The organism is Bifidobacterium sp. wkB338 (genome assembly GCF_003688325.1).
GTDB lineage: Bacteria > Actinomycetota > Actinomycetes > Actinomycetales > Bifidobacteriaceae > Bombiscardovia > Bombiscardovia polysaccharolytica.
Genome location: NZ_NPOR01000038.1, coordinates 105,523 through 131,064, shown reverse-complemented (window position 1 = coordinate 131,064; position 25,542 = coordinate 105,523). Strand labels below are relative to the sequence as shown.

The 25,542-nt window shown below is 61.1% G+C and carries 33 protein-coding genes and 1 tRNA gene; 32 read left to right on the top strand and 2 right to left on the bottom strand.

All coding sequences use genetic code 11. The features are described from left to right. Nucleotides 1-9 precede the first annotated feature (9 nt). Both fdxA and dapC read left to right on the top strand, forming a co-directional pair. Nucleotides 10-327 (top strand): ferredoxin, encoded by a 318-nt coding sequence (fdxA, locus tag CI603_RS07350; RefSeq protein ID WP_015022367.1) that lies wholly within the window; start codon nucleotides 10-12, stop codon nucleotides 325-327. A 70-nt stretch (nucleotides 328-397) separates the two neighbouring features. After that, complete coding sequence (dapC, locus tag CI603_RS07345) at nucleotides 398-1,552, top strand: succinyldiaminopimelate transaminase (RefSeq protein WP_121913606.1); 1,155 nt, start codon at nucleotides 398-400, stop codon at nucleotides 1,550-1,552. Here dapC and dinB read toward each other — a convergent pair. Continuing rightward, entirely contained in the window at nucleotides 1,549-2,820 is a 1,272-nt protein-coding gene (gene dinB, locus CI603_RS07340) for a DNA polymerase IV (protein ID WP_110425736.1), read from the bottom strand. The two genes, dapC and dinB, sit on opposite strands and share 4 nt — an antisense overlap. Nucleotides 2,821-3,047: 227 nt before the next feature. Here dinB and CI603_RS07335 point away from each other — a divergent pair. Then, nucleotides 3,048-3,134 (top strand) — tRNA-Ser (locus CI603_RS07335). Nucleotides 3,135-3,332: 198 nt separating this feature from the next. On the opposite strand, the gene CI603_RS07330 is transcribed toward CI603_RS07335, so the two are convergent. Beyond that, nucleotides 3,333-3,995: a YigZ family protein gene (locus CI603_RS07330; protein ID WP_121913605.1), complete on the bottom strand. Its 663-nt coding sequence runs from the start codon at nucleotides 3,993-3,995 to the stop codon at nucleotides 3,333-3,335. Nucleotides 3,996-4,103: 108 nt separating this feature from the next. On the opposite strand from CI603_RS07330, the gene CI603_RS07325 reads away from it, so the two are divergent. The 29 genes from CI603_RS07325 to CI603_RS07185 all read left to right on the top strand — a co-directional run bounded on the left by CI603_RS07325 (nucleotide 4,104) and on the right by CI603_RS07185 (nucleotide 25,397). Beyond that, a complete protein-coding gene (locus CI603_RS07325) occupies nucleotides 4,104-4,736 on the top strand; it encodes an AbrB family transcriptional regulator (RefSeq protein ID WP_046323308.1) in 633 nt (210 codons plus the stop codon). A gap of 203 nt (nucleotides 4,737-4,939) precedes the next feature. Next, a complete protein-coding gene (gene rplM, locus CI603_RS07320) occupies nucleotides 4,940-5,389 on the top strand; it encodes a 50S ribosomal protein L13 (RefSeq protein WP_046323307.1) in 450 nt (149 codons plus the stop codon). A gap of 20 nt (nucleotides 5,390-5,409) precedes the next feature. Beyond that, entirely contained in the window at nucleotides 5,410-5,901 is a 492-nt protein-coding gene (gene rpsI, locus CI603_RS07315) for a 30S ribosomal protein S9 (RefSeq protein WP_046323306.1), read from the top strand. Nucleotides 5,902-6,256: 355 nt separating this feature from the next. Then, the gene (adhE, locus tag CI603_RS07310) at nucleotides 6,257-8,986 is read left to right on the top strand and encodes a bifunctional acetaldehyde-CoA/alcohol dehydrogenase (protein ID WP_183122284.1); all 2,730 of its coding nucleotides are present in this window, start codon (nucleotides 6,257-6,259) and stop codon (nucleotides 8,984-8,986) included. Nucleotides 8,987-9,272: 286 nt separating this feature from the next. Continuing rightward, nucleotides 9,273-9,581: a 30S ribosomal protein S10 gene (gene rpsJ / locus CI603_RS07305; protein ID WP_006295278.1), complete on the top strand. Its 309-nt coding sequence runs from the start codon at nucleotides 9,273-9,275 to the stop codon at nucleotides 9,579-9,581. A 16-nt stretch (nucleotides 9,582-9,597) separates the two neighbouring features. Beyond that, nucleotides 9,598-10,251, top strand: coding sequence for a 50S ribosomal protein L3 (rplC, locus tag CI603_RS07300; RefSeq protein ID WP_015022359.1), 654 nt, complete (start codon nucleotides 9,598-9,600; stop codon nucleotides 10,249-10,251). Between the two features lie 4 nt (nucleotides 10,252-10,255). Then, the gene (rplD, locus tag CI603_RS07295; RefSeq protein ID WP_015022358.1) at nucleotides 10,256-10,930 is read left to right on the top strand and encodes a 50S ribosomal protein L4; all 675 of its coding nucleotides are present in this window, start codon (nucleotides 10,256-10,258) and stop codon (nucleotides 10,928-10,930) included. A gap of 5 nt (nucleotides 10,931-10,935) precedes the next feature. After that, on the top strand, nucleotides 10,936-11,238 hold the full coding sequence (rplW, locus tag CI603_RS07290) for a 50S ribosomal protein L23 (protein ID WP_015022357.1): 303 nt from the start codon (nucleotides 10,936-10,938) through the stop codon (nucleotides 11,236-11,238). Nucleotides 11,239-11,273: 35 nt separating this feature from the next. Further along, nucleotides 11,274-12,104 carry a 50S ribosomal protein L2 gene (gene rplB / locus CI603_RS07285; RefSeq protein ID WP_015022356.1) on the top strand — a complete coding sequence of 277 codons (831 nt, stop codon included), beginning with the start codon at nucleotides 11,274-11,276 and terminating at the stop codon, nucleotides 12,102-12,104. A 15-nt stretch (nucleotides 12,105-12,119) separates the two neighbouring features. Then, nucleotides 12,120-12,398, top strand: a complete 279-nt coding sequence (gene rpsS / locus CI603_RS07280) for a 30S ribosomal protein S19 (RefSeq protein ID WP_015022355.1) — start codon at nucleotides 12,120-12,122, stop codon at nucleotides 12,396-12,398. A 21-nt stretch (nucleotides 12,399-12,419) separates the two neighbouring features. Beyond that, nucleotides 12,420-12,779: a 50S ribosomal protein L22 gene (gene rplV / locus CI603_RS07275; protein ID WP_015022354.1), complete on the top strand. Its 360-nt coding sequence runs from the start codon at nucleotides 12,420-12,422 to the stop codon at nucleotides 12,777-12,779. Then, nucleotides 12,779-13,624 (top strand): 30S ribosomal protein S3, encoded by an 846-nt coding sequence (rpsC, locus tag CI603_RS07270; RefSeq protein WP_029678066.1) that lies wholly within the window; start codon nucleotides 12,779-12,781, stop codon nucleotides 13,622-13,624. The genes rplV and rpsC overlap by 1 nt, the downstream gene beginning before the upstream one ends. A gap of 3 nt (nucleotides 13,625-13,627) precedes the next feature. Beyond that, on the top strand, nucleotides 13,628-14,047 hold the full coding sequence (gene rplP, locus CI603_RS07265) for a 50S ribosomal protein L16 (protein ID WP_015022352.1): 420 nt from the start codon (nucleotides 13,628-13,630) through the stop codon (nucleotides 14,045-14,047). Further along, on the top strand, nucleotides 14,047-14,310 hold the full coding sequence (rpmC, locus tag CI603_RS07260) for a 50S ribosomal protein L29 (RefSeq protein ID WP_015022351.1): 264 nt from the start codon (nucleotides 14,047-14,049) through the stop codon (nucleotides 14,308-14,310). Before rplP ends, rpmC begins: the two co-directional genes overlap by 1 nt. 2 nt (nucleotides 14,311-14,312) lie before the next feature. Further along, nucleotides 14,313-14,579 carry a 30S ribosomal protein S17 gene (gene rpsQ, locus CI603_RS07255; protein WP_015022350.1) on the top strand — a complete coding sequence of 89 codons (267 nt, stop codon included), beginning with the start codon at nucleotides 14,313-14,315 and terminating at the stop codon, nucleotides 14,577-14,579. Between the two features lie 79 nt (nucleotides 14,580-14,658). Further along, complete coding sequence (gene rplN, locus CI603_RS07250; RefSeq protein WP_015022349.1) at nucleotides 14,659-15,027, top strand: 50S ribosomal protein L14; 369 nt, start codon at nucleotides 14,659-14,661, stop codon at nucleotides 15,025-15,027. A 1-nt stretch (nucleotide 15,028) separates the two neighbouring features. After that, the gene (rplX, locus tag CI603_RS07245; protein ID WP_015022348.1) at nucleotides 15,029-15,364 is read left to right on the top strand and encodes a 50S ribosomal protein L24; all 336 of its coding nucleotides are present in this window, start codon (nucleotides 15,029-15,031) and stop codon (nucleotides 15,362-15,364) included. Next, nucleotides 15,361-15,933 carry a 50S ribosomal protein L5 gene (rplE, locus tag CI603_RS07240; protein ID WP_121913604.1) on the top strand — a complete coding sequence of 191 codons (573 nt, stop codon included), beginning with the start codon at nucleotides 15,361-15,363 and terminating at the stop codon, nucleotides 15,931-15,933. Before rplX ends, rplE begins: the two co-directional genes overlap by 4 nt. Nucleotide 15,934: 1 nt before the next feature. Next, complete coding sequence (locus tag CI603_RS07235) at nucleotides 15,935-16,120, top strand: type Z 30S ribosomal protein S14 (protein ID WP_015022346.1); 186 nt, start codon at nucleotides 15,935-15,937, stop codon at nucleotides 16,118-16,120. A gap of 80 nt (nucleotides 16,121-16,200) precedes the next feature. Beyond that, nucleotides 16,201-16,599 (top strand): 30S ribosomal protein S8, encoded by a 399-nt coding sequence (gene rpsH / locus CI603_RS07230; RefSeq protein ID WP_024626787.1) that lies wholly within the window; start codon nucleotides 16,201-16,203, stop codon nucleotides 16,597-16,599. 16 nt (nucleotides 16,600-16,615) lie between these two features. Continuing rightward, a complete protein-coding gene (gene rplF / locus CI603_RS07225) occupies nucleotides 16,616-17,155 on the top strand; it encodes a 50S ribosomal protein L6 (RefSeq protein WP_121913603.1) in 540 nt (179 codons plus the stop codon). A 1-nt stretch (nucleotide 17,156) separates the two neighbouring features. Continuing rightward, a complete protein-coding gene (rplR, locus tag CI603_RS07220) occupies nucleotides 17,157-17,528 on the top strand; it encodes a 50S ribosomal protein L18 (RefSeq protein ID WP_015022343.1) in 372 nt (123 codons plus the stop codon). Beyond that, nucleotides 17,525-18,286, top strand: a complete 762-nt coding sequence (gene rpsE / locus CI603_RS07215; RefSeq protein WP_029678063.1) for a 30S ribosomal protein S5 — start codon at nucleotides 17,525-17,527, stop codon at nucleotides 18,284-18,286. Before rplR ends, rpsE begins: the two co-directional genes overlap by 4 nt. Next, on the top strand, nucleotides 18,286-18,471 hold the full coding sequence (gene rpmD / locus CI603_RS07210) for a 50S ribosomal protein L30 (RefSeq protein WP_045924814.1): 186 nt from the start codon (nucleotides 18,286-18,288) through the stop codon (nucleotides 18,469-18,471). The genes rpsE and rpmD overlap by 1 nt, the downstream gene beginning before the upstream one ends. Nucleotides 18,472-18,473: 2 nt before the next feature. After that, nucleotides 18,474-18,938 carry a 50S ribosomal protein L15 gene (gene rplO, locus CI603_RS07205; protein WP_110413370.1) on the top strand — a complete coding sequence of 155 codons (465 nt, stop codon included), beginning with the start codon at nucleotides 18,474-18,476 and terminating at the stop codon, nucleotides 18,936-18,938. A gap of 185 nt (nucleotides 18,939-19,123) precedes the next feature. Continuing rightward, nucleotides 19,124-20,452, top strand: a complete 1,329-nt coding sequence (gene secY, locus CI603_RS07200; RefSeq protein WP_110413369.1) for a preprotein translocase subunit SecY — start codon at nucleotides 19,124-19,126, stop codon at nucleotides 20,450-20,452. A 249-nt stretch (nucleotides 20,453-20,701) separates the two neighbouring features. Then, entirely contained in the window at nucleotides 20,702-21,274 is a 573-nt protein-coding gene (locus tag CI603_RS07195; RefSeq protein ID WP_121913602.1) for an adenylate kinase, read from the top strand. A 312-nt stretch (nucleotides 21,275-21,586) separates the two neighbouring features. Continuing rightward, the gene (locus CI603_RS07190) at nucleotides 21,587-23,392 is read left to right on the top strand and encodes an ABC transporter ATP-binding protein (RefSeq protein ID WP_332468232.1); all 1,806 of its coding nucleotides are present in this window, start codon (nucleotides 21,587-21,589) and stop codon (nucleotides 23,390-23,392) included. Beyond that, nucleotides 23,385-25,397, top strand: a complete 2,013-nt coding sequence (locus CI603_RS07185) for an ABC transporter ATP-binding protein (RefSeq protein WP_121913600.1) — start codon at nucleotides 23,385-23,387, stop codon at nucleotides 25,395-25,397. Before CI603_RS07190 ends, CI603_RS07185 begins: the two co-directional genes overlap by 8 nt. Nucleotides 25,398-25,542: the final 145 nt, after the last annotated feature.

The window sequence follows — 25,542 nt, the reverse complement described above, 5'->3', positions numbered from 1 at the left end:
AGGTAACCCATGACCTACGTCATCGCTCAGCCCTGCGTGGACGTCAAGGACAAGGCCTGCGTGGACGAATGCCCGGTGGACTGCATCTACGAGGGCGTCCGTTCGCTCTACATCAACCCCAACGAGTGCGTGGACTGCGGCGCCTGCGAGCCGGTCTGCCCGGTGGAGGCCATCTTCTACGAGGACGATCTGCCCGAGGAGTGGACTTGGTATAAGGACGCAGCGACTGATTTCTTCGCCCAGGTGGGGGATGCCGGCGGTGCTGCCGCGGTCGGCCCCTATGATCACGATCCGGAGGGTGTTGCAGCACTGCCACCCAACAAGTAGTCGATTAAGGCTGACGAGCCGCGGAAGGGAGCCATCCCACCGCGGCTTATTTATAAGAGAAAGGCGGGCCATGGGTTTTCACTCGTTCGAATCCCCCTATGATTGGTCAAGGATTGAATCTTACCGGCGGCGTGCTGAGCAGTGCCCCGGCGGTCTGGTCGACCTCTCGGTGGGTTCACCGGTGGATTCTGTGCCCAGGTCGGTCAAGGAGGCCTTGGCGGCGGCTGCGGATGATGGCCAGGCGCGAGGCTATCCAAAAACTGCCGGTGATGGTCTCCTGAGGCAGGCTGCGACCGACTGGTTCCGTCATCGCCGTGGGGTCGATCTTGATGCCGTGGGCGCGGATCTGGTGCCTACGGTCGGGTCCAAGGAAGCGGTGGCACTCATGGCCTCCCTCCTGCATCTGGGACCGGGGGACCGGGTGGTGCAGCCGAAGGTATCCTATCCCACTTATGCCATCGGAACCCAGCTGGCTGGAGCCCAGGTGACGACCGTGGATGATCCTGTTGATACGGATTCATGGGTGGATCTGCCTGGCGTGCGAGCAGTATGGATCAATTCGCCAGGCAACCCCAGTGGGCAGGTCATTGACCGAGCCGGGTTGGCTAAGATCGTACGGGCGGCTCGTTCTATAGGGGCCACGGTCTTGAGTGACGAGTGCTATGCCATGCTGGATTGGTCAGAACATACCCAAGTCGGGCAGAATGCGCCGATCCCGGCCTCACCCTGCATCCTGGAACCTGAAGTCTGTGGCGGCGATGCCAGCGGCATACTCTGTCTGTATTCGATGAGCAAGCAGTCCAACATGGCCGGGTACAGGGCGGCCCTCGTGGCCGGCGATGCTCATCTGGTGAAGGTCATGACCGCCTATCGCAAGCAGGTGGGACTGATTGTGCCAGGTCCGGTACAGCGGGCCATGCGAGCCGCTTTGGAGGACGGAGAGGCTGTTATGGCCCAGCGCGAGATCTACGCCCGTCGTCTTCGGGCCTTGGCTCAAGCTCTGACATCTTACGGATACGATGCCGTCATGCCACAGGGTGGACTTTATATCTGGGCGCAAGCCCGTTCGGGCGATTGCTGGGCCGATATGGCCGACCTGGCCCGTATGGGGATTCTGGCCAGTCCTGGGGAGTTCTACGGGGATAGTCACCGTTTGCGATTCTCGTCCACCATATCCGACGACCAGTTGGAGCTGGCCCTGGATCGTTTGCATACAGGCGCTTAGAGACCCATGCTGACCGAACCCTTGCCGTAGCGGTTCCTGATGGAGTCCATGGTGGCCTCTGCCTGATCCAGGCGCTGGGACTCGCTGCCGGTGTGACGTTTGCTCTCGCGCATGATGTCGTCCAAGGATGGCTGGATGGGGGTATCTTCCACACGGCTCAGACCGGATGCGCTGACACCGGCTAGGCGGATCAGCCTGGGCAGGGAGGTGTCCATGGGAACACCCTCGGGCAGCCCCAGCATGGCCTTGAGCAGTCCGACAGCCTGCGGATAGATGCGATTGGCTGAGTTGACCGGTGTCTCCAGGGTATGGGCCTTGGTCATATAGCGCAGGTCATCAAAGCGCAGTTTGACGGTGATGGTCCGAGCGATCAGGTCATGCGCTCGCAGTCCGGTGGCCACCTCGTCGCTGCAGGCGCGCAGGAGGTCGCAGACCTGCTTCATGCTGGTGGTGTCGTGCAGGAAGGTGCGTTCCGCGCCCAGGGATTTCTCAGGTGCTCGTGGCTTGACCGGATCGTCGTCCAGGCCGTGGGAGGCCTGTGCCAGCATCCGTGCTGTGACGGTCGAACCTGTGGCCCGAGCCAGATCCCGCTCGCTCATGGTGGCCAAGTCGGCCACATCTTTGATGGCCCAGGCGTTGAGTCGCTTTTCCAGGGCCGGTCCGATGCCGGGGATGCCGCGCAGGGGCATCAGCTGGACGAACTCGGCCTGCCGGGCCTTGGGGATCAGCAGCATGCCGTCAGGCTTGGCATTGGTGGAGGCCATCTTGGCTACCAGCTTGTTGGTGGCGATGCCCACCGAGCAGGTCACGTGGAATTGGCGTGCCACGCTGGCTCGAATCCACCGGGCTATGGCTGTGGGCATACCCCAGCGCATGAGCGCCCCGGACACGTCCATGTAGCATTCGTCTACGGAGACCTGCTCGATCTGATCGGTGATTTGTGAGAAAACCGTATCAAATATCCGTCGTGAAATGCCCCGATAATAAGTCATGTCGACCGGGAGGAAGACCCCTTGAGGGCACAGTCGCTTGGCGCGTGCCAGGGGCATGGCCGAGTTGACGCCAAAGGCTCTGGCCTCATAGCTGGCCGCCGACACCACCGAACGCTGCCCGGTGCCGATAATGACCGGCCTTCCCTGCAATTGCGGGTGTCGTGCAACCTCACAAGAGGCGTAGAAAGCATCCATGTCAATGTGCAGCACCGTGCAGCCGGTCTCGTCATGTCCCCAGTCCTTCTTGGCGGCTGCAAGCCTTGGTGCGGTACTCATGGCTCCATGATAGAAGGGGCCCCCGGAGGAACATGCGATAAATTATTCTCGAATGTAAATTCTTAGAAAAGATTCAATATTCTGGTTTTTATCCATGAAAAATGGATAGATATGTCTCTGCCTCATCCGATTCTGTTGCTCCGGCGAGTCAGGTCAGTCAATCATGGTATTCTATTGTTTTGTTCTCGAAAACTGTAGGACTAAGGTCCCAGATCGGGAGCCAGCATGGAGACGTGCCTGAGTGGCCGAAAGGGGCACCCTGCTAAGGTGTTGACTGCGCAAGCGGTCCAGGAGTTCGAATCTCCTCGTCTCCGCCTGATGGCCGGTGATTGTTGATTTTGCACGATCACCGGTCTTATTTATTGCCATTGGTGTCTAATCCCTTGTCCTTTGCAGGGATTCGGCCTGGGAGGATCCAAATCTGTGAGTGGCGGACCCGATGGTGCCTGGCATAAGCCTGTCTGGCAGAGCAAAGCACAACTAGGCAATGGCTGCATGCCACCTCCCTCCGATCATGTGCTAGATGGAGCTTGGTCTCCGGACAGGGGAATCAGTCTGCGGCCTTCACCCAGTGCACTGGGCTGGACACGGCCCTGCAGAAGGTCGTCCAGCCGACCATTGAAGGCTGGCACCGCCGTGGGCTCCAGGTCGTAGGTCAGTCGCACCCGGTCAGTGAAGTCCTCGCTTTCCATGTGTCCCCCAGAGGTGCGGATCAGACGGCGGAGGGAGTCGTACTCCGGGTAGTCCACGGTGATCATGAAGCGCTCCGTCGGGAGCACGCGTGCCGATCTTGCTGCCTTGAGTGCCAGGGAGGCTGCTGAGGAATAGGCTCGGATCAACCCCCCTGATCCCAGAAGGATCCCCCCGAAGTATCGGGTCACGGTCAGGACGCAATCGGTCAGTCCCTGTCGACGCATGACCTCAAGTATGGGCTTGCCGGCCGTTCCTGAGGGTTCTCCGTCATCGCTCATGCGCTCGCTGGTGCGGCCCTCGGGTCCCCAGATCGCGCAGTGGCAGACGTGCCGGGCTTTGGGATGCTGTAAGCGGACCTCTTGGACGAAGGCCATGGCCGCATCTTGGTCCTCCACATGGCAGGCCTGGCCGATGAACTCGGACTTCCGCTCGGTCAGAGAGCCTGTGGCCGGTTTCTGCGGCGTATCCAATATGGTGAGCAAATCGGTTTGCCTCCTATGTCTATCGTCTCCTCGGTTCCTGCGCTATCTCCATGCTAGAGGGGATTCCGGGCCGAGTCTGATATCAAGGAGGCGACCTAAGCTGGCCGCATGACCAATCCTCAGGACCAACCGGAAACCGAACCTCCGTCAGCCGGCAAGCCCCATGAGGCCCTGACCGTATTCTATGAAAGGCTCAGGCACTCCACGGATACGGCCGAGCTGCACGAATTCGCCCGCAGTCCACTGCCCGACAGGTCAGACCAGGCTGCTTTCTCCCGCTTCACGGCATTGCTGGAGGCGGTGGCTGGCAATGAACACACGCCGGTGGAGGACAGGGTCTACCTGGCGCAGACCATGCCCTTTCCCAACATTCTGGTCAAGCTCTCCCAGGATTCCAGCTCCGAGGTCCGCCGGGCGGTGGCCGCCAACAAGGACGACAAGAACTGGCTGGCAGGTTTGCTCACCAAGGATGACGACGCCGGAGTCAGGGCTGCCGCGCTGACCAACCCTATGACCTCCTGGAAAATGCGTCTGGAAGGCGCCCAGGACGAACGAACCGATGCCGAGACACTAGACTTCCTGGGAGCTTTGGGCACCCGCGCGGAGCAGGATGCCCCCCATGTGCTGGCCGCCATGGTGCGCCGGGCCGTGGCCCTGAATCCCAACACGGGACAGGCGACCCTTGAGGCCCTGAGCAAGGACCCGGACGGTCAGGTGGCACGGGCGGCTGCCTCCCGTTGAGACAGGAGCGGACGCGAATTTTGACGAACGGCATACAGGCGTTACAATAATGGATTGTTGTGTTTCCCTAAGGGGTCCTCAAAGCGCTTTTCCCACTCGCCGTCTAGGACTTTAAGGGAGCCCACGGAATACATGGCTTTCGGCCGGCATGGCAGCATGCGGCGCGGAGAGCCTGAAACACAATGCAAGGAAAAGGTTGAATCGTGAAGACTTTCACCCCGAAACCAGCCGATCTGACACATGACTGGTATATCGTCGACGCCTCCGGTGTGGTGCTGGGGCGCCTGGCAGCTCAGGTGGCCGATCTGCTGCGCGGCAAGAACAAGCCCACCTATGCGCCCTACGCCGACTCCGGCAACAACGTCATCGTCATCAACGCCTCCAAGATGGTGCTGACGGGCAACAAGAACGACAAGGTGCTCTACACTCACTCCGGTCGTCCCGGCGGCCTGCGTCGCGACTCTTACGGGCAGTTGATGGAGCACAACCCAGAGCGCATCATCATGACGGCGGTCAAAGGCATGCTGCCCAAGAACAAGCTGGCCAAGGTCCAGCTGACCAGGCTGCGGGTCTTCGCAGGCGAGGAGCATCCTCACACCTCGCAGCAGCCCATTGAGTACAAGATCCATCAGGTCGCCCAGCAGGCCAAGTAGGACCAGAGGAGATAATCACCATGGCTGAAAACAACAACAGCTCCGCGGTTCTTGAGGCCGAGGAGACCAGCGCTTCCTACACTTCCGAGACCAACGCCGGTGCGGGCACCGGCACCTCCGCAATCGAACCGGGCTACGGTACTGGCCGCCGCAAGGAGGCAGTCGCCCGCGTTCGTCTGATCCCGGGCTCCGGCAAGTGGAGCATCAACGGGCACACCCTGGAGGAGTACTTCCCCAGCAAGCTGCACCAGCGCGAGGTCAACTCGCCTATCGTGCTGCTCAAGCTCGAGAACAAGTTCGACGTGGTTGTTCGCGTCGATGGCGGCGGCGTGACCGGCCAGGCCGGCGCAGTCCGGCTGGGCGTTGCACGCGCCTTGAACGCCATCGATAGGGACGCCAACCGTCCTGCCTTGAAGAAGGCCGGGTTCCTGACCCGTGACGCCCGCGTGGTGGAGCGCAAGAAGGCTGGTCTGCACAAGGCCCGTCGCGCCCCGCAGTTCTCCAAGCGCTGACGTTCTCAGTTTCTTTGATCCCCGAGGTTCTCATGGACCTTGGGGATTTTTTCATGCCTGGATTCATGCCTGGCAGGTCCAGTCTGAAGCGAACGGCAAAGCGCACGTTCGGGTGCGGAAAATGACCAGAAAAACCACGAATTCCCACACGACACGCTTCAAGCGAACGTTCGCTCATCCTGGGGCTCAATGGTGCCCCCTCGGGTCTATATTGTGACTTTCGTCACGTTATGACGGAAGCCTTTTATGGATCTACACGGTCTGGAGACTGTCTGCTGGTCCTGATCGGAATCCGTGGAACATGAGGAGGGCCAATATCTTGGCTGAAACGCAGAAGCAGAAGCATGAGCATCAAGTGAAGGAGCCGCCAGTCGGCAGGGAAGGCAGCCCGGCCGACAGCAGTGAGCTGGCCCGCTTGGAGGTGGATGCGTTAGTTGTCCGCGCACAGGCGGCTCTGCGCGCCTTTGAGAAGCTCGACCAGGAACAGGTGGATCGGATCGTGGCCAAGGCATCCATTGCGGCCCTGAACAAGCACCTGCATTTGGCGCAGATGGCCGTGGACGAGACCGGGCGCGGCCTGGTGGAGGACAAGGCCACCAAGAACATCTTCGCCTGCGAGCATGTGACCAACTACCTGGCCAGGCAGCGCACCGTGGGCATCATCAGCGAAGACGACGTGGACGGCATCATCGAGGTGGCCGAGCCGGTGGGAGTCGTGGCCGGGGTGACCCCGGTGACCAACCCCACCTCGACTGCCATCTTCAAGTCGCTGCTGGCCTTGAAGACCCGCTGTCCCATCGTTTTCGGTTTCCACCCCTACGCCCAGCGCTGCTCGGTGGAGGCGGCCCGGATCGTCCGCGACGCCGCCATCGAGGCAGGCGCTCCGCAGGATTGCATCCAGTGGATCGAGCACCCCTCAGTCGAGGCCACCGGTGCCCTGATGCAGCATCCCGGTGTGGCTACCATTCTGGCCACCGGCGGCACTGGCATGGTCAAGGCCGCCTACTCCTCGGGCAAGCCGGCATTGGGTGTAGGAGCCGGCAATGCCCCGGCATATGTGGACCGCAGGGTCAACGTCCCCAGGGCCGTCAACGACCTTATCCTGTCCAAGCATTTCGACTACGGCATGATCTGCGCCACAGAGCAGGCCGTCATCGCCCATCAGGATGTGCATGACCGTGTGATCGAGGAAATGAAGCGGCGCAAGGCTTACTTCGTCAATCCTGAGGAGAAGGCCAAGCTGGAGGAGTACATGTTCGGCGTGCGGGCTCATGCCGGTGCCGATGCCCCTGCTCCCAGGCTCAACTCCGAGGTTCCGGGCAAGTCTCCTCAGTTCATCGCCCATCAGGCCGGCTTCGAGATACCCGAGGATGCGACCATCCTGGCTGCCCAATGTGACCAGGTAGGGCCTATGGAACCTCTGACCCTGGAGAAGCTGGCTCCGGTTCAGGCCGTGCTCAAGGCGAGCAACAAGGAAGAGGGTTTCACCCTCTGCGAGCAGATGCTGCGCTATGGTGCCGGGCACACGGCAGCCATCCACACTGAGGATGAGAGGCTGGTGCGCGAGTATGGCCAGCGCATGCACGCCTGCCGGATCGTCTGGAACCAGCCCAGCTCCCTGGGCGGCATCGGCGACATCTACAATGCCATCGCCCCCTCCCTGACCCTGGGCTGCGGCTCCTACGGCGGCAACTCGGTGTCGGGCAACGTTCAGGCGGTCAATCTGATCAACGTCAAGCGGATCGCGCGGAGGAACAACAACATGCAGTGGTTCAAGGTGCCGGCCAAGACCTACTTCGAGCCCAACTCAGTCCGCTACCTGCGCGACATGTTCGGCATCCGCCGGGCCGTCATCGTATGCGACAAGGTTATGGAGCAGCTGGGGATCGTCGACAAGATCATCGATCAGCTGCGCGCCCGGTCCGAGCCGGTCACCTTCCGCATCATTGACTACGTAGAGCCGGAGCCCAGCGTCGAGACGGTGGAGCGCGGCGCAACCATGATGCGTGACGAGTTCGGCCCCGACACCATCATCGCCGTGGGCGGCGGCAGCCCCATGGACGCAGCCAAGATCATGTGGCTGCTCTATGAGCACCCGGAGATCTCCTTTGCCGATGTTCGGGAGAAGTTCTTCGACATCCGCAAACGGGCCTTCAAGATTCCGCCCTTGGGCACCAAGGCCAGGCTGGTCTGTATCCCCACCTCTTCGGGGACGGGTTCGGAGGTCACCCCATTCGCAGTCATCACCGACCATAAGACCGGCTATAAGTACCCCATCACCGACTATGCCCTGACTCCCAGCGTGGCCATCGTGGATCCGGTTCTGGCCCGTACTCAGCCCAAGAGGCTGGCCTGCGACTCGGGCTTCGATGCTCTGACCCACTGCATGGAGGCCTTCGTCTCGGTCTATGCCAATGACTACACCGACGCCATGGCCCTGCATGCCGCCAAGCTGATCTGGGACAACCTGGAGCCGGCCGTGGGCGCTGCCGGCGGTGAGGCCAAGACACGCGCCCAGGAGAAGATGCACAATGCGGCGACCATGGCAGGCATGGCCTTCGGTTCGGCCTTCCTGGGCATGTGCCACGGCATGGCGCATACCATCGGAGCCCTCTGCCATGTTGCCCATGGACGCGCCAACTCCATCCTCCTGCCCTATGTGATCCGCTACAACGGACGGGTCCCGGACGAGCCGACCAGCTGGCCCAAATACAGCGAGTATGTGGCCCCGGAGCGCTACAGGCAGATGGCCCATGTGCTAGGCATCGGATCATCTACCCCCGAGGAGGGTGTGGAGCTCTTGGCCTGTGCCGTTGAATCCTACAGGGACGAGCGCTTGGGCATGGATGCCTCCTTCCAGGCAGCCGGAGTGGACGAGGACCTCTACTGGCAGTCCCTGGATCAGATCGGCATGCGCGCCTATGAGGACCAGTGCACGCCCGCCAACCCCCGCATTCCGTTGATTGAGGACATGAAGGACATCGCCGTGGCCGCATACTATGGGGTCAGCCAGGAGGAGGGCCACCGGATGAGGGTCGCCCGTCAAGGTGAGGATGTTGCCCAGGAGGCCTCACAGCGGGTCTGACAGGGCTGCAATTGAGTCGAGGATTCCCCTGGAAGCGGCGCGACACGCCCGGATTCTTCTAGGGGAACCCTCGTGCTTTAATAAGAAAGTTGCCTGTTTTGGGCTCGCATTTTGTCAATCACAATAGCGGGTGCAGCGAGGAGTCCCATCCCCACGGGATTCTCCATGGCTGCGCATGGATCCGGCTGAGGCCTGTCGGGAGGAATGTCTCCTTGTGGCCGTCGTTCCGTGCCCTCGAAACAGACTGGGTAATCAGTTCATAGATCGCTAGAAAGGGCGGACGGCAATGGCGGGACAGAAAATCCGCATCAGGCTAAAGTCCTATGACCATGAGGTCATCGACCAATCGGCGAAGAAAATCGTCGAGACGGTGACGAACGCGGGCGCAACTGTGGTTGGCCCCGTTCCGCTGCCGACTGAGAAGAACGTGTATGTCGTCATCCGTTCTCCTCATAAGTACAAGGACTCCCGCGAGCACTTCGAGATGCGCACCCATAAGCGCCTGATCGACATCGTGGATCCCACGCCCAAGGCAGTGGATTCGCTGATGCACATCGATCTGCCGGCGGACGTCAACATCGAGATCAAGCTGTAGGGGAGGAGGAAACCGCATGGCTGAAGAGCAGAGGAACCGCAAGGCTCTCCTGGGCCGCAAGCTGGGCATGTCCCAGGTCTGGGACGAGAACGGCTTCTTCGTCCCGGTGACCCTGGTGGATGTATCCACCAACGTGGTGACCGCGGTCAAGAATCAGGAGAAGGACGGCTACCAGGCCATCCAGATCGGCTACGGACAGATCGACCCCACCAAGGTGACCAAGCCGCTGGCTGGCCACTTCGCCAAGGCTGGAGTGACCCCGCGTCGTCATCTGGTCGAGGTTCGCACCGCCGATGCCGACAGCTATCAGCCCGGCCAGGAGTTGGGCCTGGACCTGCTGCCCGAGGGCAGCGAGGTCGACGTGACCGGCACCACCAAGGGCAAGGGCTTTGCCGGCACCATCAAGCGCTGGGGCTTCAAGTCCTACCGCCGCACCCACGGCTCGCACAAGAACGAGCGCCGTCCCGGTTCAGTGGGCGCCTGCGCCACGCCCAGCCGCATCCTCAAGGGCAAGCGGATGGCCGGCCGCATGGGTCACGACACCTCGACCGTCCAGAATCTGACCATCGTCTCCGCAGATGCCGAGAAGGGCGTCATCGCCATCAAGGGTGCCCTGCCCGGGCCCCGCGGCGCCATCGTCCTGGTTCGTTCGGCAGTGAAGGGAGCCTGAAACCATGGCTAAGTTGACTCTGAACATCACCGACGCCCAGGGCAAGAACACCGGGACAGTGGATGCACCCGAGCAGATCTTCGGCATTGCCGAGGAGGATGTCCGCTCACACGTGCCGCTGATCCACCAGGTGGTCGTCGCCCAGCTGGCTGCAGCCCGCCAGGGCACGCATTCGGTCAAGACCCGGTCCACCGTCTCCGGCGGCGGCCGCAAGCCTTGGAAGCAGAAGGGCACCGGTCGTGCTCGTCAGGGCTCCATCCGCGCTCCCCAGTGGACCGGTGGCGCCATTGTCCACGGCCCGCAGCCGCGTGACTACTCCCAGCGCACCCCCAAGAAGATGAAGGCCGCAGCCCTGCGCTACGTCCTGTCCGATCGGGTCAACGCCGGACGTGTGCACGTGGTCGACTTCGGCATCGGCGAGACCCCGTCCACCAAGGCAGCCAAGGCAGCCCTGCTGCCCCTGGTCGACAACAGATTCACCACCGTCGTGCTGTCCCGTGAGAACATCAACGAGTGGCTCTCCGTCAGGAACCTGCCCACCGTCCATGTCCTCTTCGCCGATCAGCTCAACACCTACGATGTGGTCACGGCAGAGGATGTCGTCTTCAGCAAGGATGGCTTTGATGCCTTCCTGGCCGTCAAGGGCGGCGCCAAGTCCGAGACCGTCAAGGAGGCCTGATTTTTATGGCAGCTATTCATAAGCCAGCGCACGACATCATTCTGCGCCCGGTCGTCTCCGAGAAGAGCTACGCCAACTCGGACCGCGGCCAGTACACATTCGTGGTGGACCCTGATGCCAACAAGGTTGCCATCAAGCAGGCCATCGAGCAGATCTTCAACGTGAAGGTCACATCGGTCAACACCCTCAATCGGCAGGGCAAGCGGACCCGGACCCGTACGGGCTGGGGTCGCCGCGCCGCCGAGAAGCGCGCCATCGTCAAGGTGGCCGAGGGCCAGTCGATCGATGTCTTCGGTACCAACAACTGAAGGCTAGCCGAGAAAAGTTAAGGAAGAACTAGATTATGGCTATCCGTACATACAAGCCGACGACCGCGGGCCGTCGCAACGCCTCGGTTTCGGACTTCGCCGAAATCACGCGCTCCAAGCCCGAGAAGTCGCTGGTCCGCAAGCTGAGCAAGACCGGCGGACGCAACTCCTATGGTCGCGTCACCAGCCGCCACCGCGGCGGCGGGCACAAGCGCCAGTACCGTCTCATCGACTTCCGTCGCTGGGACAAGGACGGCGTGCCCGCCAAGGTGGCTGAGATCGAATACGATCCCAACCGCTCGGCCCGCATTGCCCTTCTGCACTTCGCAGACGGCGAGAAGCGCTACATCATCGCCCCGCAGGGCATCAAGCAGGGTGACGTCATCGAGACCGGTCCCCAGGCCGACATCAAGCCCGGCAACAACCTGCCTCTGCGCAACATCCCCACCGGCACCATCGTCCACGCCATCGAGCTGCGGCCTCTGGGTGGCGCCAAGATCGCCCGTTCGGCCGGTGCTGCCGTCCAGCTGGTGGCCAAGGACGGGGCTTACGCCCAGCTGCGTATGCCCTCCGGCGAGATTCGCAACGTCGATTCCCGTTGCCGTGCAACAGTGGGCGAGGTCGGCAACAACGACCACGCCAATGTCCAGCTCGGCAAGGCTGGACGTGCCCGCTGGATGGGCCGCCGGCCCATCACCCGTGGTGAATCCATGAACCCGGTCGACCACCCGCATGGCGGACGCACTCGTGGCGGCAAGCCGCCAGTGTCTCCCTGGGGCAAGGGCGAGGTCCGCACCCGTAGGCCCAAGAAGGCCTCCAACAAGATGATCGTGCGTCGTCGTCCAAATGGTAAGAACCGCAAGTAAGGGAGTGTCGGAAAGATGACTCGTAGCATCAAGAAGGGCCCATTCGTCGACGCCCACTTGCAGAAGAAAGTCGACGAGCAGAACGAGAAGGGCACCAAGAACGTCATCAAGACCTGGTCCCGTCGTTCCATGATCACCCCGGACTTCATCGGGCACACTTTCGCTGTGCACGATGGCCGCAAGCATGTCCCGGTCTTCGTCACCGAGGCCATGGTCGGCCACAAGCTCGGCGAGTTCGCCCCCACCCGGACCTTCAGGGGTCACGTGAAGGACGACAAGAAAGCACGCCGCTGAGGCGAGGGAGAGTAGAGACACATGGAAGCTAAGGCAATTGCACGTCACGTTCGCGTGACGCCTCGCAAGGCTCGCCGCGTCGTCGACCTCATCCGAGGCAAGCAGGCGACCGAGGCCGTGACCATTCTGAAGTTCGCCCCACAGGACGCGGCCGTTCCGGTCCGCAAGTGCCTGGAGAGCGCCATCGCCAACGCGCGTGTCAAGGCGGACAAGGCCAACCAGCCCTTCCGCGAGAACGAGCTGGTGGTTCGGGAGACCTACGTGGACGAGGGCACCACCTTGAAGCGGTTCCGCGCCCGCGCCCAGGGTCGTGCTGCCCGCATCAACAAGCGGACCAGCCACATCACCGTCGTGGTGGCCGACAAGGAAGGAGCCCGATAATGGGGCAGAAGATCAACCCGTTTGGGTACCGACTCGGCATCACTGAGGAGCACCGCAGCAAGTGGTACTCCGACTCCAACAAGGCGGGGGAGCGTTACAGCGACTTCGTTCTTGAGGACGACAAGATCCGCAAGGAGATGAACAAGGATCTGGAGCGCGCAGGCGTCTCCAAGATCGTCATCGAGCGGACCCGCGACCGTGTGCGCGTCGACATCCACACCGCCCGGCCAGGCATCGTCATCGGTCGTCGCGGAGCCGAGGCCGAGCGCGTGCGTGCCAAGCTGGAGAAGATCACTGGCAAGCAGGTCCAGCTGAACATTTTCGAGGTCAAGAATGCCTCCATTGATGCCCAGCTGGTGGCTCAGGGCATCGCCGAGCAGCTGACCAACCGCGTCACCTTCCGCCGGGCCATGCGAAAGGCTCAGCAGGATGCCATGCGGGCCGGCGCCAAGGGTATCAGGATCAAGCTTTCCGGCCGCCTGGGCGGAGCCGAGATGAGCCGTTCGGAGTTCTACCGTGAGGGCCGTGTGCCCCTGCAGACTCTGCGCGCCCTGATCGACTACGGCTTCTTCGAGGCCAGGACCACCTACGGCCGTATCGGCGTCAAGGTCTGGATCTACAAGGGCGACATGACTGAGCGTCAGTTCGAGGAGCAGCAGGCTCAGCAGAATAACCGCCCCGGTCGGCGCGGGGATCGTCGTCCTCGCCGTGGCGTCCGTCCCTCCGAGGGACGGACTCGCCGCGAGCAGGATGCAGCCAAGCAAAACAGCGGTGTGGCCGCGCCGCCGGCGGCGGCTCAGGAGCAGACCGCCTCGGCCCCCGTCGCAACCGAAGCAAAGGAGTGAGCCGTGCTTATCCCAAAGAGGACTAAATACCGCAAGCAACATCGTCCGGGTCGTTCGGGCATGTCCAAGGGCGGCAACGAGATCGCTTTCGGCGATTACGGCATCCAGGCTCTGGCTCCGGCCTACCTGACCAACCGGCAGATCGAGGCGGCCCGTATCGCCATGACCCGGTACATCAAGCGTGGCGGCCGCGTCTGGATCACGGTCTTCCCAGATCGTCCCCTGACCAAGCACGCCCTGGGATCCCGAATGGGTTCCGGCAAGGGTGCGCCCGAGTTCTGGGTGGCCAACGTCCGTCCCGGCCGGGTGCTCTTCGAGATCGGCGGCGTGAGCGAGGATGTGGCCCGCGAGGCCCTTCGCCGCGCTACTGACAAGCTTCCCATGAAGTGCCGGATTATTGCACGTGAAGGCGGTGACATCTGATGTCAGTCGGAACAGCCGAGTATTCCATCAAGAATCTGAATGAAAAGACCAATGCGGAGATCGAGGATTTCCTGAAGAAGTCCAAGGAAGAGCTGTTCAACCTGCGCTTCCAGTCGGCCACCGGTCAGCTGGAGAACACCTCCCGCCTCAAGGCCGTCAAGCACGACATCGCCAGGATGTACACCGTCCTGCGTGAGCGCGAGCTGGGCATCAGCCAGGAGCCCGCCGAAGCAAAGGCCGAGAGCAAAGCTGAGGAGAAGTAAGCATGGCTGACAAGCAGGAGCGCAACTTCCGCAAGGTTCGCAGCGGCTACGTCGTGTCCGACAAGATGGACAAGACCATCACCGTAGAGCTGGAGCAGCGTTCGACCCACCCCCTGTACGGCAAGGTCGTCCGCAGCAACCGCAAGGTCAAGGCCCATGATGAGAAGAACGAGGCCCATGTGGGCGACTTCGTGAGTATCATGGAGACCCGTCCTCTGAGCAAGACCAAGCGCTGGCGTCTCGACTCCATCGTCGAGCGCGCCAAGTAACAAGTTCGGCCAGGCTCCGCATTTCATCCCGCCCTGGCGCGGGGTGTCTGCGGAGAACCAGCGCGGCTAAGGAGAATCAATGATTCAGCAGGAATCGCGGCTTCAGGTCGCCGACAACACGGGTGCCAAGGAGATCCTGGCCATCCGCGTGCTCGGCGGGTCGAAGCGACGCTATGCCGGCATTGGCGATGTGATCGTCGCCACCGTCAAGGATGCCATTCCCGGCGGGTCGGTCAAGAAGGGCGAGGTCGTCAAGGCGGTTGTCGTCCGTACCGTAAAGGAGCACCGTCGCCATGACGGCTCCTACATCAAGTTCGACGAGAACGCGGCGGTCATCCTCGGCACCGGTCGTGAGCCCCGCGGCACTCGTATCTTCGGACCGGTCGGTCGTGAGCTGCGCGACAAGCGCTTCATGAAGATCGTGTCCCTGGCACCGGAGGTGATCTGAAGTGGTAGCCAAAATCAAGACAGGCGACCAGGTCAAGGTCATCCGCGGCAAGGATCGCGGCAAGGAGGGCAAGGTTCTGCGGATTCTGCCCAATGACCGCCTGATCGTCGAGGGTATTCAGATCGTCAAGAAGCATGTGCGGGCCACCCAGCAGGGTCAGGAGTCGGGCATTGTCCCGACCGAGGCGCCCATCCATCGCTCCAATGTGATGGTCATCGACCCGGAGACCAAGAAGCCGACTCGCATCGGCGTGAACATCAAGGAGGAGGCGCGTGACGGCAAGGTCAAGGTCGTGCGCACCCGCTTCGCCAAGAAGTCAGGCAAGGAGCTGTCATGAGCGATACCACCGTTGAAGCACCGGCAGTCCCTCGTTTGCTGCAGCAGTACCGCGAGAACATCGTGCCCGAGATGGAGAAGGAGTTCAAGTTCTCCAACCCCATGCAGGTGCCCAGGATCGAGAAGGTCGTGGTCTCCATGGGCGTGGGTGCCGCGGCACGCGACTCCAAACTGATCGAGGGTGCAGTCAAGGATCTGACGGCCATCACCGGCCAGAAGCCCAAGATCACCAAGGCCAAGAAGTCCGTGGCGCAGTTCCACCTGCGTGAGGGACAGGTCATCGGCGCTTTCGCCACCCTGCGTGGCGTGCGCATGTGGGAGTTCCTGGATCGACTGCTGACCCTGGCTCTGCCCCGCATCCGCGACTTCCGCGGCATCAGCGACCGTCAGTTTGACGGCCAGGGCAATTACAACTTCGGTCTCACGGAGCAGTCCATGTTCCACGAGATCGATCCTGATCAGATCGATCACCAGCGTGGTATGGATATCACAGTGGTGACCTCCACCAAGAACGATCAGGAGGCCCGGGCGCTGCTCAAGCAGCTGGGCTTCCCCTTCAAGGAGAACTGATATGGCAAAAACCGCTCTGAGAAACAAGGCGGCACGCAAGCCGAAGTTCAAGGTGCGTGGCTACACGCGCTGCCAGGTCTGCGGTCGTCCTCATTCCGTCTATCGCAAGTTCGGCCTGTGCCGCATCTGCCTTCGTGAGAAGGCTCATCGTGGCGAGCTGCCGGGTGTGACGAAGTCCAGTTGGTAAAGATCGACGCTGAAGGTCCGCGGTCGAGGCAGATTGCTGCCCGGCGGCGGAAACCACGGCGAGGAAGGGCATAAGCCCACATGACAATGACAGATCCCATCGCAGACATGCTGACACGTCTGCGTAATGCGAGTGCGGCCAAGCATGAAACAGTCGACATGCCGTACTCCAAGTTCAAGGCGAATATCGCGCAGATTCTCAAGCGCGAAGGCTTTATCGCCGATTACCGCGCCAAGGAGGCGCGCGTCGGGCAGGATCTGGAGATCACGCTCAAGTACGGTCCCGATGGACGCCAGTCCATTCAGGGAATCAAGCGTGTCTCCAAGCCCGGTCTGCGCCGTTATGCCAAATCGGATTCCCTGCCCATGCCGCTGGGCGGGCTGGGAATCGCCATCATCTCGACCAGCTCGGGACTGATGACCCAGAAGGAATGCCTCGACAGGGGCATCGGCGGCGAAATCGTCGCCTACGTATGGTGAGAAAGGAGAGCTGAACATGGCATCGCATATTGGTAAGCTCCCCATCGCCGTTCCGGCAGGTGTGGAGGTGGCCTTCAAGGGCCAGGAATTCACCGCGAAGGGTCCCAAGGGCTCCGACGGGTGCACGCTGCCCGAGGGCATCACCGGCAAAGTCGAGGGTAATGAGATCATCATGACCCCCGCCGACGAGAACCGCACCACCAAGGCCAAGCATGGCCTGAGCCGCTCAATTGTGGCATCCATGGTCGAGGGCGTCTCCAAGGGCTACAGCAAGCACCTGCAGATCGTCGGCACAGGCTACCGAGTGGTTGCTAAGGGTAAGTCCCTGGAGTTCTCGCTGGGCTACTCGCATACCATCACTGTCGACCCCCCGGAGGGCATCACCTTCGAGACACCGAACGCCAACGAAGTGGTCGTCTCCGGCATCGATAAGCAGGCTGTCGGCCAGGCTGCGGCCAACATCCGCGCCCTGCGTGCTCCCGAGCCTTACAAGGGCAAGGGCATCAAATACGCCGACGAGCACATCCTGCGCAAGGCTGGAAAGGCTGGTAAGTGATATGACGGTCTCGATACTAGGCAAAGGCAAGAAGATCGCCCGTCTGCGCCGCCATGCCCGTCTGCGCAAGCATGTATCCGGCACGGCAGAGCGTCCCCGTCTGGTGGTCACACGGACCAACCGCAACATGATCGCCCAGATCGTCGACGACACCAGGGGCGTCACCCTGGTCAGCGAGTCGACCATGGCTTCGGACTACGGCTCCTTCAAGGGCACCAAGACCGAGGCCGCCCGCAAGGTAGGCGAGCAGATCGCGGCCAAGGCCAAGAAGGCTGGCATCACCACCGTGGTCTTCGACCGTGGTGGCAACAAGTACCACGGAAGGGTCGCAGCGGTTGCGGAAGGCGCCCGTGAGGGAGGTTTGGCACTGTGAGCGACAACGAAACGACAAAGGAAACAACCCAGGTGACTGAAGATTCCACAAACACTCAGTCCAGCCAGGGTGGCAGAAGGGACCGCAACGACCGGAACGATGATCGCCGCGGCGGTCGTCGGGGCGGCTCCCGTGACGGCCGTAGGGATGGCCGTCGTGGCCGCCGCGACCGCGACGAGCGTGACGACATGCTCGACAGGGTCGTGACCATCAACCGTGTCTCCAAGGTCCACAAGGGCGGCCGAACCTTCAGCTTCGCGGCTCTGGTGGTCGTGGGCGACGGCAAGGGCACTGTGGGTGTTGGCTACGGCAAGTCCCGTGAGGTCCCCGCAGCTATCTCCAAGGGTCAGCTGGACGCCAAGAAGCACATGTTCACCGTTCCCCGCATCCGCGGCACCGTGACCCATCCGGTGATTGGCCACGATGCGGCTGGTACTGTTCTCCTGCGGCCTGCAGCACCAGGCACCGGCGTTATCGCCGGTGGTCCTGTCCGCGCCGTCCTGGAGTGCGCCGGTATCACCGACATTCTGAGCAAGTCCATGGGCTCGGCCACGGCCGTCAACATGGTGCGGGCCACTGTAGCTGCCCTGAAGCAGCTGGAGGAGCCTGAGGAGATCGCGGCACGCCGTGGTCTGCCCCTGGAGGAGGTCGCCCCTGACTCCCTCCTGCGCGCACGTGCCGCCGGCATCGCCGACGAGCGCAAGGAGCGCGAAGAGGCCAAGGCCAAGGCTGACGAGCAGTCGAAGGCAGGTGAGTGATGACCAAGCAGATCAAGATCACCCTGGTCAAGGGCGTGGCTCATGCCACCGACCGCCAGAAGGAGAACGTCAGGTCTCTGGGCCTTCACAAGATCGGCCAGACAGTCCTGCGTGAGGACACCCCCGTCTACCGGGGAATGGCCGACAAGGTCCGCCACCTGGTGAACGTAGAGGAGGCAGACTGATTATGGCCAGCGAGAAGCAAGAGCCCACCATCCTGCAGATGCATGACCTGCGTCCTGCTCCGGGTGCCAAGCGTGACCGCATCCGTGTGGGTCGCGGCGAGGGTTCCAAGGGCAAGACCTCCGGTCGTGGCACCAAGGGCACCAAGGCACGCTACCAAGTCCGTCCGGGCTTTGAAGGCGGCCAGCTGCCCCTGTACATGCGGTTGCCCAAGCTGCGTGGGTTCAGGAGTCCCTTCAAGAAGGAGTACCAGGTGGTCAACCTGGGTGCTCTGGAAGGACTCTTCCCCAATGGCGGCGAGGTCACTGTCGAGGATCTGGTCAACAAGGGAGCGGTCCGCAAGGGCCACCCCGTCAAGGTCTTGGGTGATGGCGATGTCAAGGCTGCTTTCACCCTCAAGGGTGTAAAGGCCTCGACCTCGGCCAAAAGCAAGATAGAAGCCGCAGGCGGGACCGTCTCTGAGGACTGACACTCATAGGGGACAGACCGCAAGGCAGATGATTCCGGCCCTCCCCGCTCCAAGCGGGCGAGGGCCGGAATTCGTTTCCGGCCAGGTTGCCGTCGTGATTTGACGGAGCCATCGGTTAAGCTGGTCGGAGCAATAAGGTGCGATGCACCGGGACCAACGCGCGGGCGCGTAGGGAGGGAACTTAGGTGAGGACGTTAATCCAGGCCTTCAAGACCAAGGAGTTGAGGAAGAAAATCCTCTTTGTTCTTGGCATCATCATCATCTATCGCATCGGGTCGTTCATACCTACCCCAGGTGTGGATTATCCTGCCGTGCAGAAGTGCATCACCACAGCCGGCAATGAGGACTTCATCGGCCTGGTCAACCTGTTCTCGGGCGGGGCTCTGCTGCAGCTGTCCATCTTCGCACTAGGCATCATGCCCTACATCACCGCATCCATCGTGGTGCAGTTGCTGCGTGTGGTCATTCCACGCTTTGAAGCTCTGCACAAGGAAGGTCAGTCCGGCGAGGCCAAGCTGACTGAGTACACCAGGTATCTGACCATCGGCCTGGCGGTGCTGCAGTCCACCACTATTCTGGTCACTGCCCGCAACGGCGCGCTCTTCAACGGGGCATGCCAGCAGCAGGTTATCCCTGACAGCTCGGTCTGGAACCTGGTGGTCATGGTCCTGATCATGACCGGCGGCACAGGCCTGATCATGTGGATGGCCGAGCTGATTACTGACAAGGGCATTGGCAACGGTATGTCCGTCCTGATCTTCATCTCCATCTGCTCTGGCTTCCTGCCTCAGCTCTGGAACATCGGCTGGGGCACCAACGGCAAGAACGGCGACTGGGTCAAGTTCGGCATCGTTGTGACTGTCTTGGTGGTCATTCTGATACTGGTGGACTATGTTGAGCTGGCTCAGCGCCGCATACCCGTCCAGTACACCCGCCGGATGATCGGTCGCAAGATGTATGGCGGATCCTCAACCTATCTGCCACTCAAGATCAATATGTCAGGCGTGATTCCTCCTATCTTCGCCTCATCCATTCTGGCTATTCCCACCCTCATCGCCCAGTTCGGCAAGCCTGAACAGAGCTGGGTCAAGTGGATTGATGCCAACATGGCCAACACCACCTCGGTGTGGTACATCGTGCTCTACTCGGTCATGATCGTCTTCTTCTGCTTCTTCTACACTTCCATCACCTTCAACCCCGATGAGACGGCCGACAACATGAAGGAGTACGGCGGTTTCATCCCCGGTATCAGGGCCGGACGCGCCACCAGCCGGTACCTGTCATACGTGATGAATCGGCTGAATACAGTCGGCGCCATCTATCTGCTTTTCGTGGCGCTGATACCCACGGTGCTGATCATGTTGCTGAAGATCAACTCCAAGTTGCCCTTCGGCGGCACCACCATCCTGATTATCGCCGGCGTCGGCCTGGACACCCTGCGTCAGGCCAGGGCCCAGACCGAGCAGTTCCAGTACACTGGTTTCCTGCTGGAGGGCGACCACAAGGAAGGCTGACCCTAACTTAAGCACCTGCAAGTGCTGTCAGATTAAAACAAATGAAGGTCCGGCCCTGGCCCTTGGTGGCAAGGGGCCGGATTCTTTTTGTGTCGCGGGAAGACAGTTTGCATGGGTTCAGTAAGTGGAACCTGTATTGGGTCGGGTAGCCGCTAGCATACGTAAATGAGGGTTCTGCCCGGCAAAGACGGCTAAGGCCGTCCGGGACCAAAGAGTCAAGAACATAGAACATCGAGCAAAGGATAGGGAATGGCACAGCGACTGTTGATCATGGGACCTCAAGGTGTTGGCAAGGGCACGCAAGCGGCCTTGCTCAGCAAGCATTACGGGATTCCGGCCATCTCCACCGGCGACATTTTCCGATACAACCTGAAGAACGGAACTGAGCTGGGCAAGCAGGCCAAGGTCTACACCGACAAGGGTGAGCTGGTTCCAGACGAGCTGACCAATAAGATCGTCAAGGACCGTCTTGGCATGGACGACGCCGCCCAGGGCTGGATTCTGGACGGCTACCCCCGTTCGGCTTCCCAGGTCGAGGCCCTGGACAAGATGCTCAAAGAGCTTGACACTCCGCTGACGGCTGTGGTGGCCTTGGACGCCGACCATGACGTGCTTATGCAGCGCATCGCCAAGCGGGCCAAGGAAGAGGGGCGAGCAGACGATACCCCCGAGGCCATCGCCAAGCGTCTGGATATCTATGCCAAGGAGACCGCACCCCTGCTGAACACCTATAAGTCCCGTGGCCTTCTGGTCGCAGTGGATGGTCAGGGAGCGGTCGAGCAGATATCCAAGGAGATTATCGCGCAGCTGGACAAGCGCTAATTCATAGCCGTCAGGCGAAAGGGTTGTCGCCAGCTGAATCAACCGTAAGAAGGCCTTGTTCAGAACACACTGGCACAGCTCGCTGCTAAGACTAACCCAAGCATAGAAGCTGCATGGCCCCAGGGGGCTTGACAGCTTCTTTTTGTGGAGGGCGGAAATCCCCGCACGTCCGCCCAACTCTGGCGGAGAGGATGATAGCCTAGTTGCATTCAGACCCTCTTCCGGGGGGTATTGTATGTCGGTGATTGGCCGTAAAAGATAGAGAAATCAAGAGAAACAGAAGAGGTCCACTTGAAGGGGTCTACGGCATCCGTGGTCAGATCGGATAAACAGGAACCAGCGCGTCCGAAGCACACCATCCGAACCATTCTGCGCTCACTGCGCGAATACCGGAAGGCCAGTTTTCTAGCTCCAGCCTTCGTCTTTCTGGAGAGCGTCCTTGAAATTGTGATTCCGACCATCATGGCCTCCCTGATCGACCAAGGAGTCTCGGGGAGGTCCATGCCGGCCATCTTCAAATTCGGGTTGATATTGCTGGCCTGCTCGGCCGTCTCCCTCTTCTCCGGGTTCATGTCCGGGCGGTATGCGGCCATCGCCTCTTCCGGCCTGGCCAAGAATGTCCGCAGCGACCTCTTCGCCAAGGTGCAGTCCTTCAGCTTCACCAACATCGACCGCTTCTCTACCGGCTCCATCATCACCAGATTGACCACCGATGTGACCAATTTGCAGAACGCCTATCAGATGGTCATCAGGGTCGGGGTCAGGGCGCCGATCATGGTTATCGTCGCCTGGCTCTTTTCTTATAAGATCTCCAGGCCCATATCCCTGGTCTTCCTGATCGCCATCCCCATCCTGGGCTTCGGGCTGATCGGTCTGTCCCTGCTGGTGCACCCCATCTTTGAGCGGGTCTTCCACACCTACGACCACCTCAACAATGTGGTGGACGAGAATCTTCAGGGCATCAGAGTGGTCAAGTCCTACAACCGGGAAGACTACGAGGAGCGCAAATTCAACGGTATTTCTCTGGCCATCTACCGGGCCTTCTGCAAGGCCGAGAGAATCATGAGCCTGAACCCAGCGCTGTTGAACTTCTGCATCTACGCCTCTCTGCTGGTCATATCCTGGATGGGTGCCTCCCAGATCGTGGCATCCGGGAACAATGCGGCCCTGGGACTGACCACGGGCGATCTGACTGCCTTGGTCACCTATGCCATCCAGATCATGATGGCCATGAACATGGTCTCCATGATCGTGGTCATGGTCGTCATCTCCCAGGCCTCGGCGGAGCGCATTTGCCAGGTGTTGGACGAGGTCAGCACCGTGCATGATCCCGCCAAGCCGGTTATGAAGGTGGCCGACGGCTCCATAAGCTTCCAGGATGTGACCTTCCGCTACTCGGATCGGTCCGAACGTCCCGTTCTGAGCCATATCAATCTGGACGTTCCCTCGGGATCGACCCTGGGCATCGTGGGCGGGACCGGCTCCTCCAAGTCCAGCCTGGTCCAGCTCATACCCCGTCTCTACGACGTGACCGAAGGGTCTCTCCAGGTGGGCGGGGTGGATGTGCGCCAGTACGACCTGACCGTCCTGCGCGACCAGGTGGCCATGGTGCTTCAGAAGAATGTCCTCTTCACCGGGACCATCGCCGAGAACCTGCGCTGGGGCAATCCTGATGCTTCGGACGAAGATCTGGTGCGCGCCTGCACTCTGGCCCAGGCTGACGGTTTCGTGCGGGAGTTTCCCGATGGGTATCAGACCTACCTGGATGAGGGCGGCACCAACCTCTCTGGTGGTCAGCGACAGCGTCTGTGCATAGCACGTGCCCTTCTGAAGAAACCTGACATCCTGATTCTGGATGACTCAACCAGCGCCGTGGACACCAAGACCGACCAGCTGATCCGCCGGGCCTTCAGCCAGGAGATTCCCGATACCACCAAGATCATCATCTCCCAGCGTCTGGCCTCTGTGGAGGACGCTGACATGATCGTGGTCCTGGAAGAGGGCAGGATTCTCGACAAGGGCACCCACCAGGAGCTTCTGCGAACATGTCAGGAGTACCGATCCATCTACGAATCACAGACCAGGAACCAGAGCGAGGAGGACAAGGACCATGAGTGACGGATCATTCAAGGACCGCAAGCCCCGCTTGGACAAGGCCGCGCCGGGGACGACCCGTCGCATCTTCAGCTACTTGCTGGCCTACCGCTGGCAGCTGGTGGTGATCGTAGTCTGCATCATTGTCAGCGCCGGGGCCCAAGCCGCATCGGCCTTCTTCCTTCAGCCACTGATCGATCACTACATCCTGCCGCTGGTCGGGGCCGCCAACCCTGACTGGGGACCGCTGATGAGAACCCTGATCCTGATGGGCTGCCTCTATGCGGTGGGGACCTTCTGCTCCTGGTTCTGGAACTGGCTGATTGTCAAGGTGGAACAGGGCACATTGAAAACCATCCGCGACCAGATGTTCGCCCACCAGCAGGAGCTGCCCATCGGCTTTTTCGACACCCATGAGCACGGCGACACCATGAGCCGCTACACCAACGACACGGATACCCTCCGCCAGGCCATCTCCCAGTCCTTCCCGCAGATGGTCTCCTCGGTTTTGTCCGCCCTGGCAGCCTTGATCTCCATGCTCTGGCTCTCCATTCCCTTCACCGTCCTGACCCTGGTCTTTGCGGCGGTCCTGATTGTGGTGGTCCGGGTTCTGGTCACCCGAAGCGGCCGGTACTTCGTTCACCAGCAGCGCTATCTGGGCCAGGTGAACGCCTTCGTTGAAGAGGCCGTCAACGGGCAGAAGGTCATCAAGGTCTTCAACCACGAGAATGCCACCGCCAAGGTCTTCGAAGCGCGGAATGAGGAGCTCTTCCAGGCCTCGGCCCAGGCCAACACCTACGGCAATGTCACCATGCCGGTCGTGGGCAACATGGGCTACCTGCTCTATGTCATTCTGGCAATCGTAGGCGGGCTGGCCGGCATCGCGGGCATGGGCAACGTAGGACTGACCGGGGCAGGGCCGCTGACCCTGGGAACCATCGTCTCCCTTCTGACCCTATCCCGCTCCTTCATAAACCCCATCGGCCAGGTCTCCATGCAGTTCAACATGGTCATGATGGCCTTGGCCGGAGCCTCGCGGATCTTCGACCTGATGGACCAGCCTGTTGAATCAGACCAGGGTACGGTCAGATTGGTCAGCGTCGAGCTGGCCTCGGACGGCCGGACCATGACCCCTGTCGACCACGAAACAGGGCACTGGGCTTGGAAGCGTGAGGCAGATGACGATGGCAGGCGCTCGCTGGAGGCCGCCATGAAGCTTCCCGGCGATGCCCGAGATGTGGCCCTGAAGGCCAAGGATCAGGCAATCACCTCTCCTGATGGGCGATACACCCTCTTGCAAGGGGATGTGCGATTCACCGACGTCAGCTTCGGGTATGACCCGAGCAAGCCTGTCCTGCACGACATCACCTGGTTCGCCAAGCCTGGGCAAAAGGTTGCTCTGGTCGGCGCCACTGGTGCTGGCAAGACCACGATCACCAACCTGATCAACCGCTTCTACGACATCCAACAGGGGCAGATCCTCTATGACGGGATCGATGTGAGGAACATCCGCAAGCCTGACCTCCGCCGTTCCCTGGGCATCGTCCTTCAGGACGTCAACCTCTTCACCGGCACAGTCCTGGACAACATCCGCTACGGACGTTTGGATGCCACTGATCAGGAGTGCATCGAAGCCGCCAAAATGACCAACGCTGACAGCTTTATCCGCATGCTTCCCCAGGGCTACCAGACCGTTCTCGAGGGGGATGGAAGCGGATTGTCGCAAGGTCAGCGTCAGCTGATCTCCATTGCCAGGGCGGCTGTGGCGGATCCCCCGGCCATGATCCTGGACGAAGCCACTTCCTCAATCGACACCAGGACCGAGGAGGTGGTCCAGCAGGGCATGGACGCGCTGATGCGCGGCAGGACGGTCTTCGTCATTGCCCATAGGCTCTCCACGGTTCGCAACTCTGATGTGATCATGGTCCTGGACCATGGGCGAATCATCGAGCGTGGCAATCACGATGAGCTGATAGCCAAGCATGGCGAGTACTACCAGCTCTACACCGGAGCCTTGGAACTGGAGTAGGGCTCTCCAGGATTGCCAAAGGCATGATCCAGCATTAAGCGACGTTAGTGTAGGGGGTCGGTCAGCGATGGGCCGACCCCTTTCCTGTATATGCATTCGACCATTTTCTGCAGTCGTCCCAAGTTCGACAAGTGCTGGCCTAGTA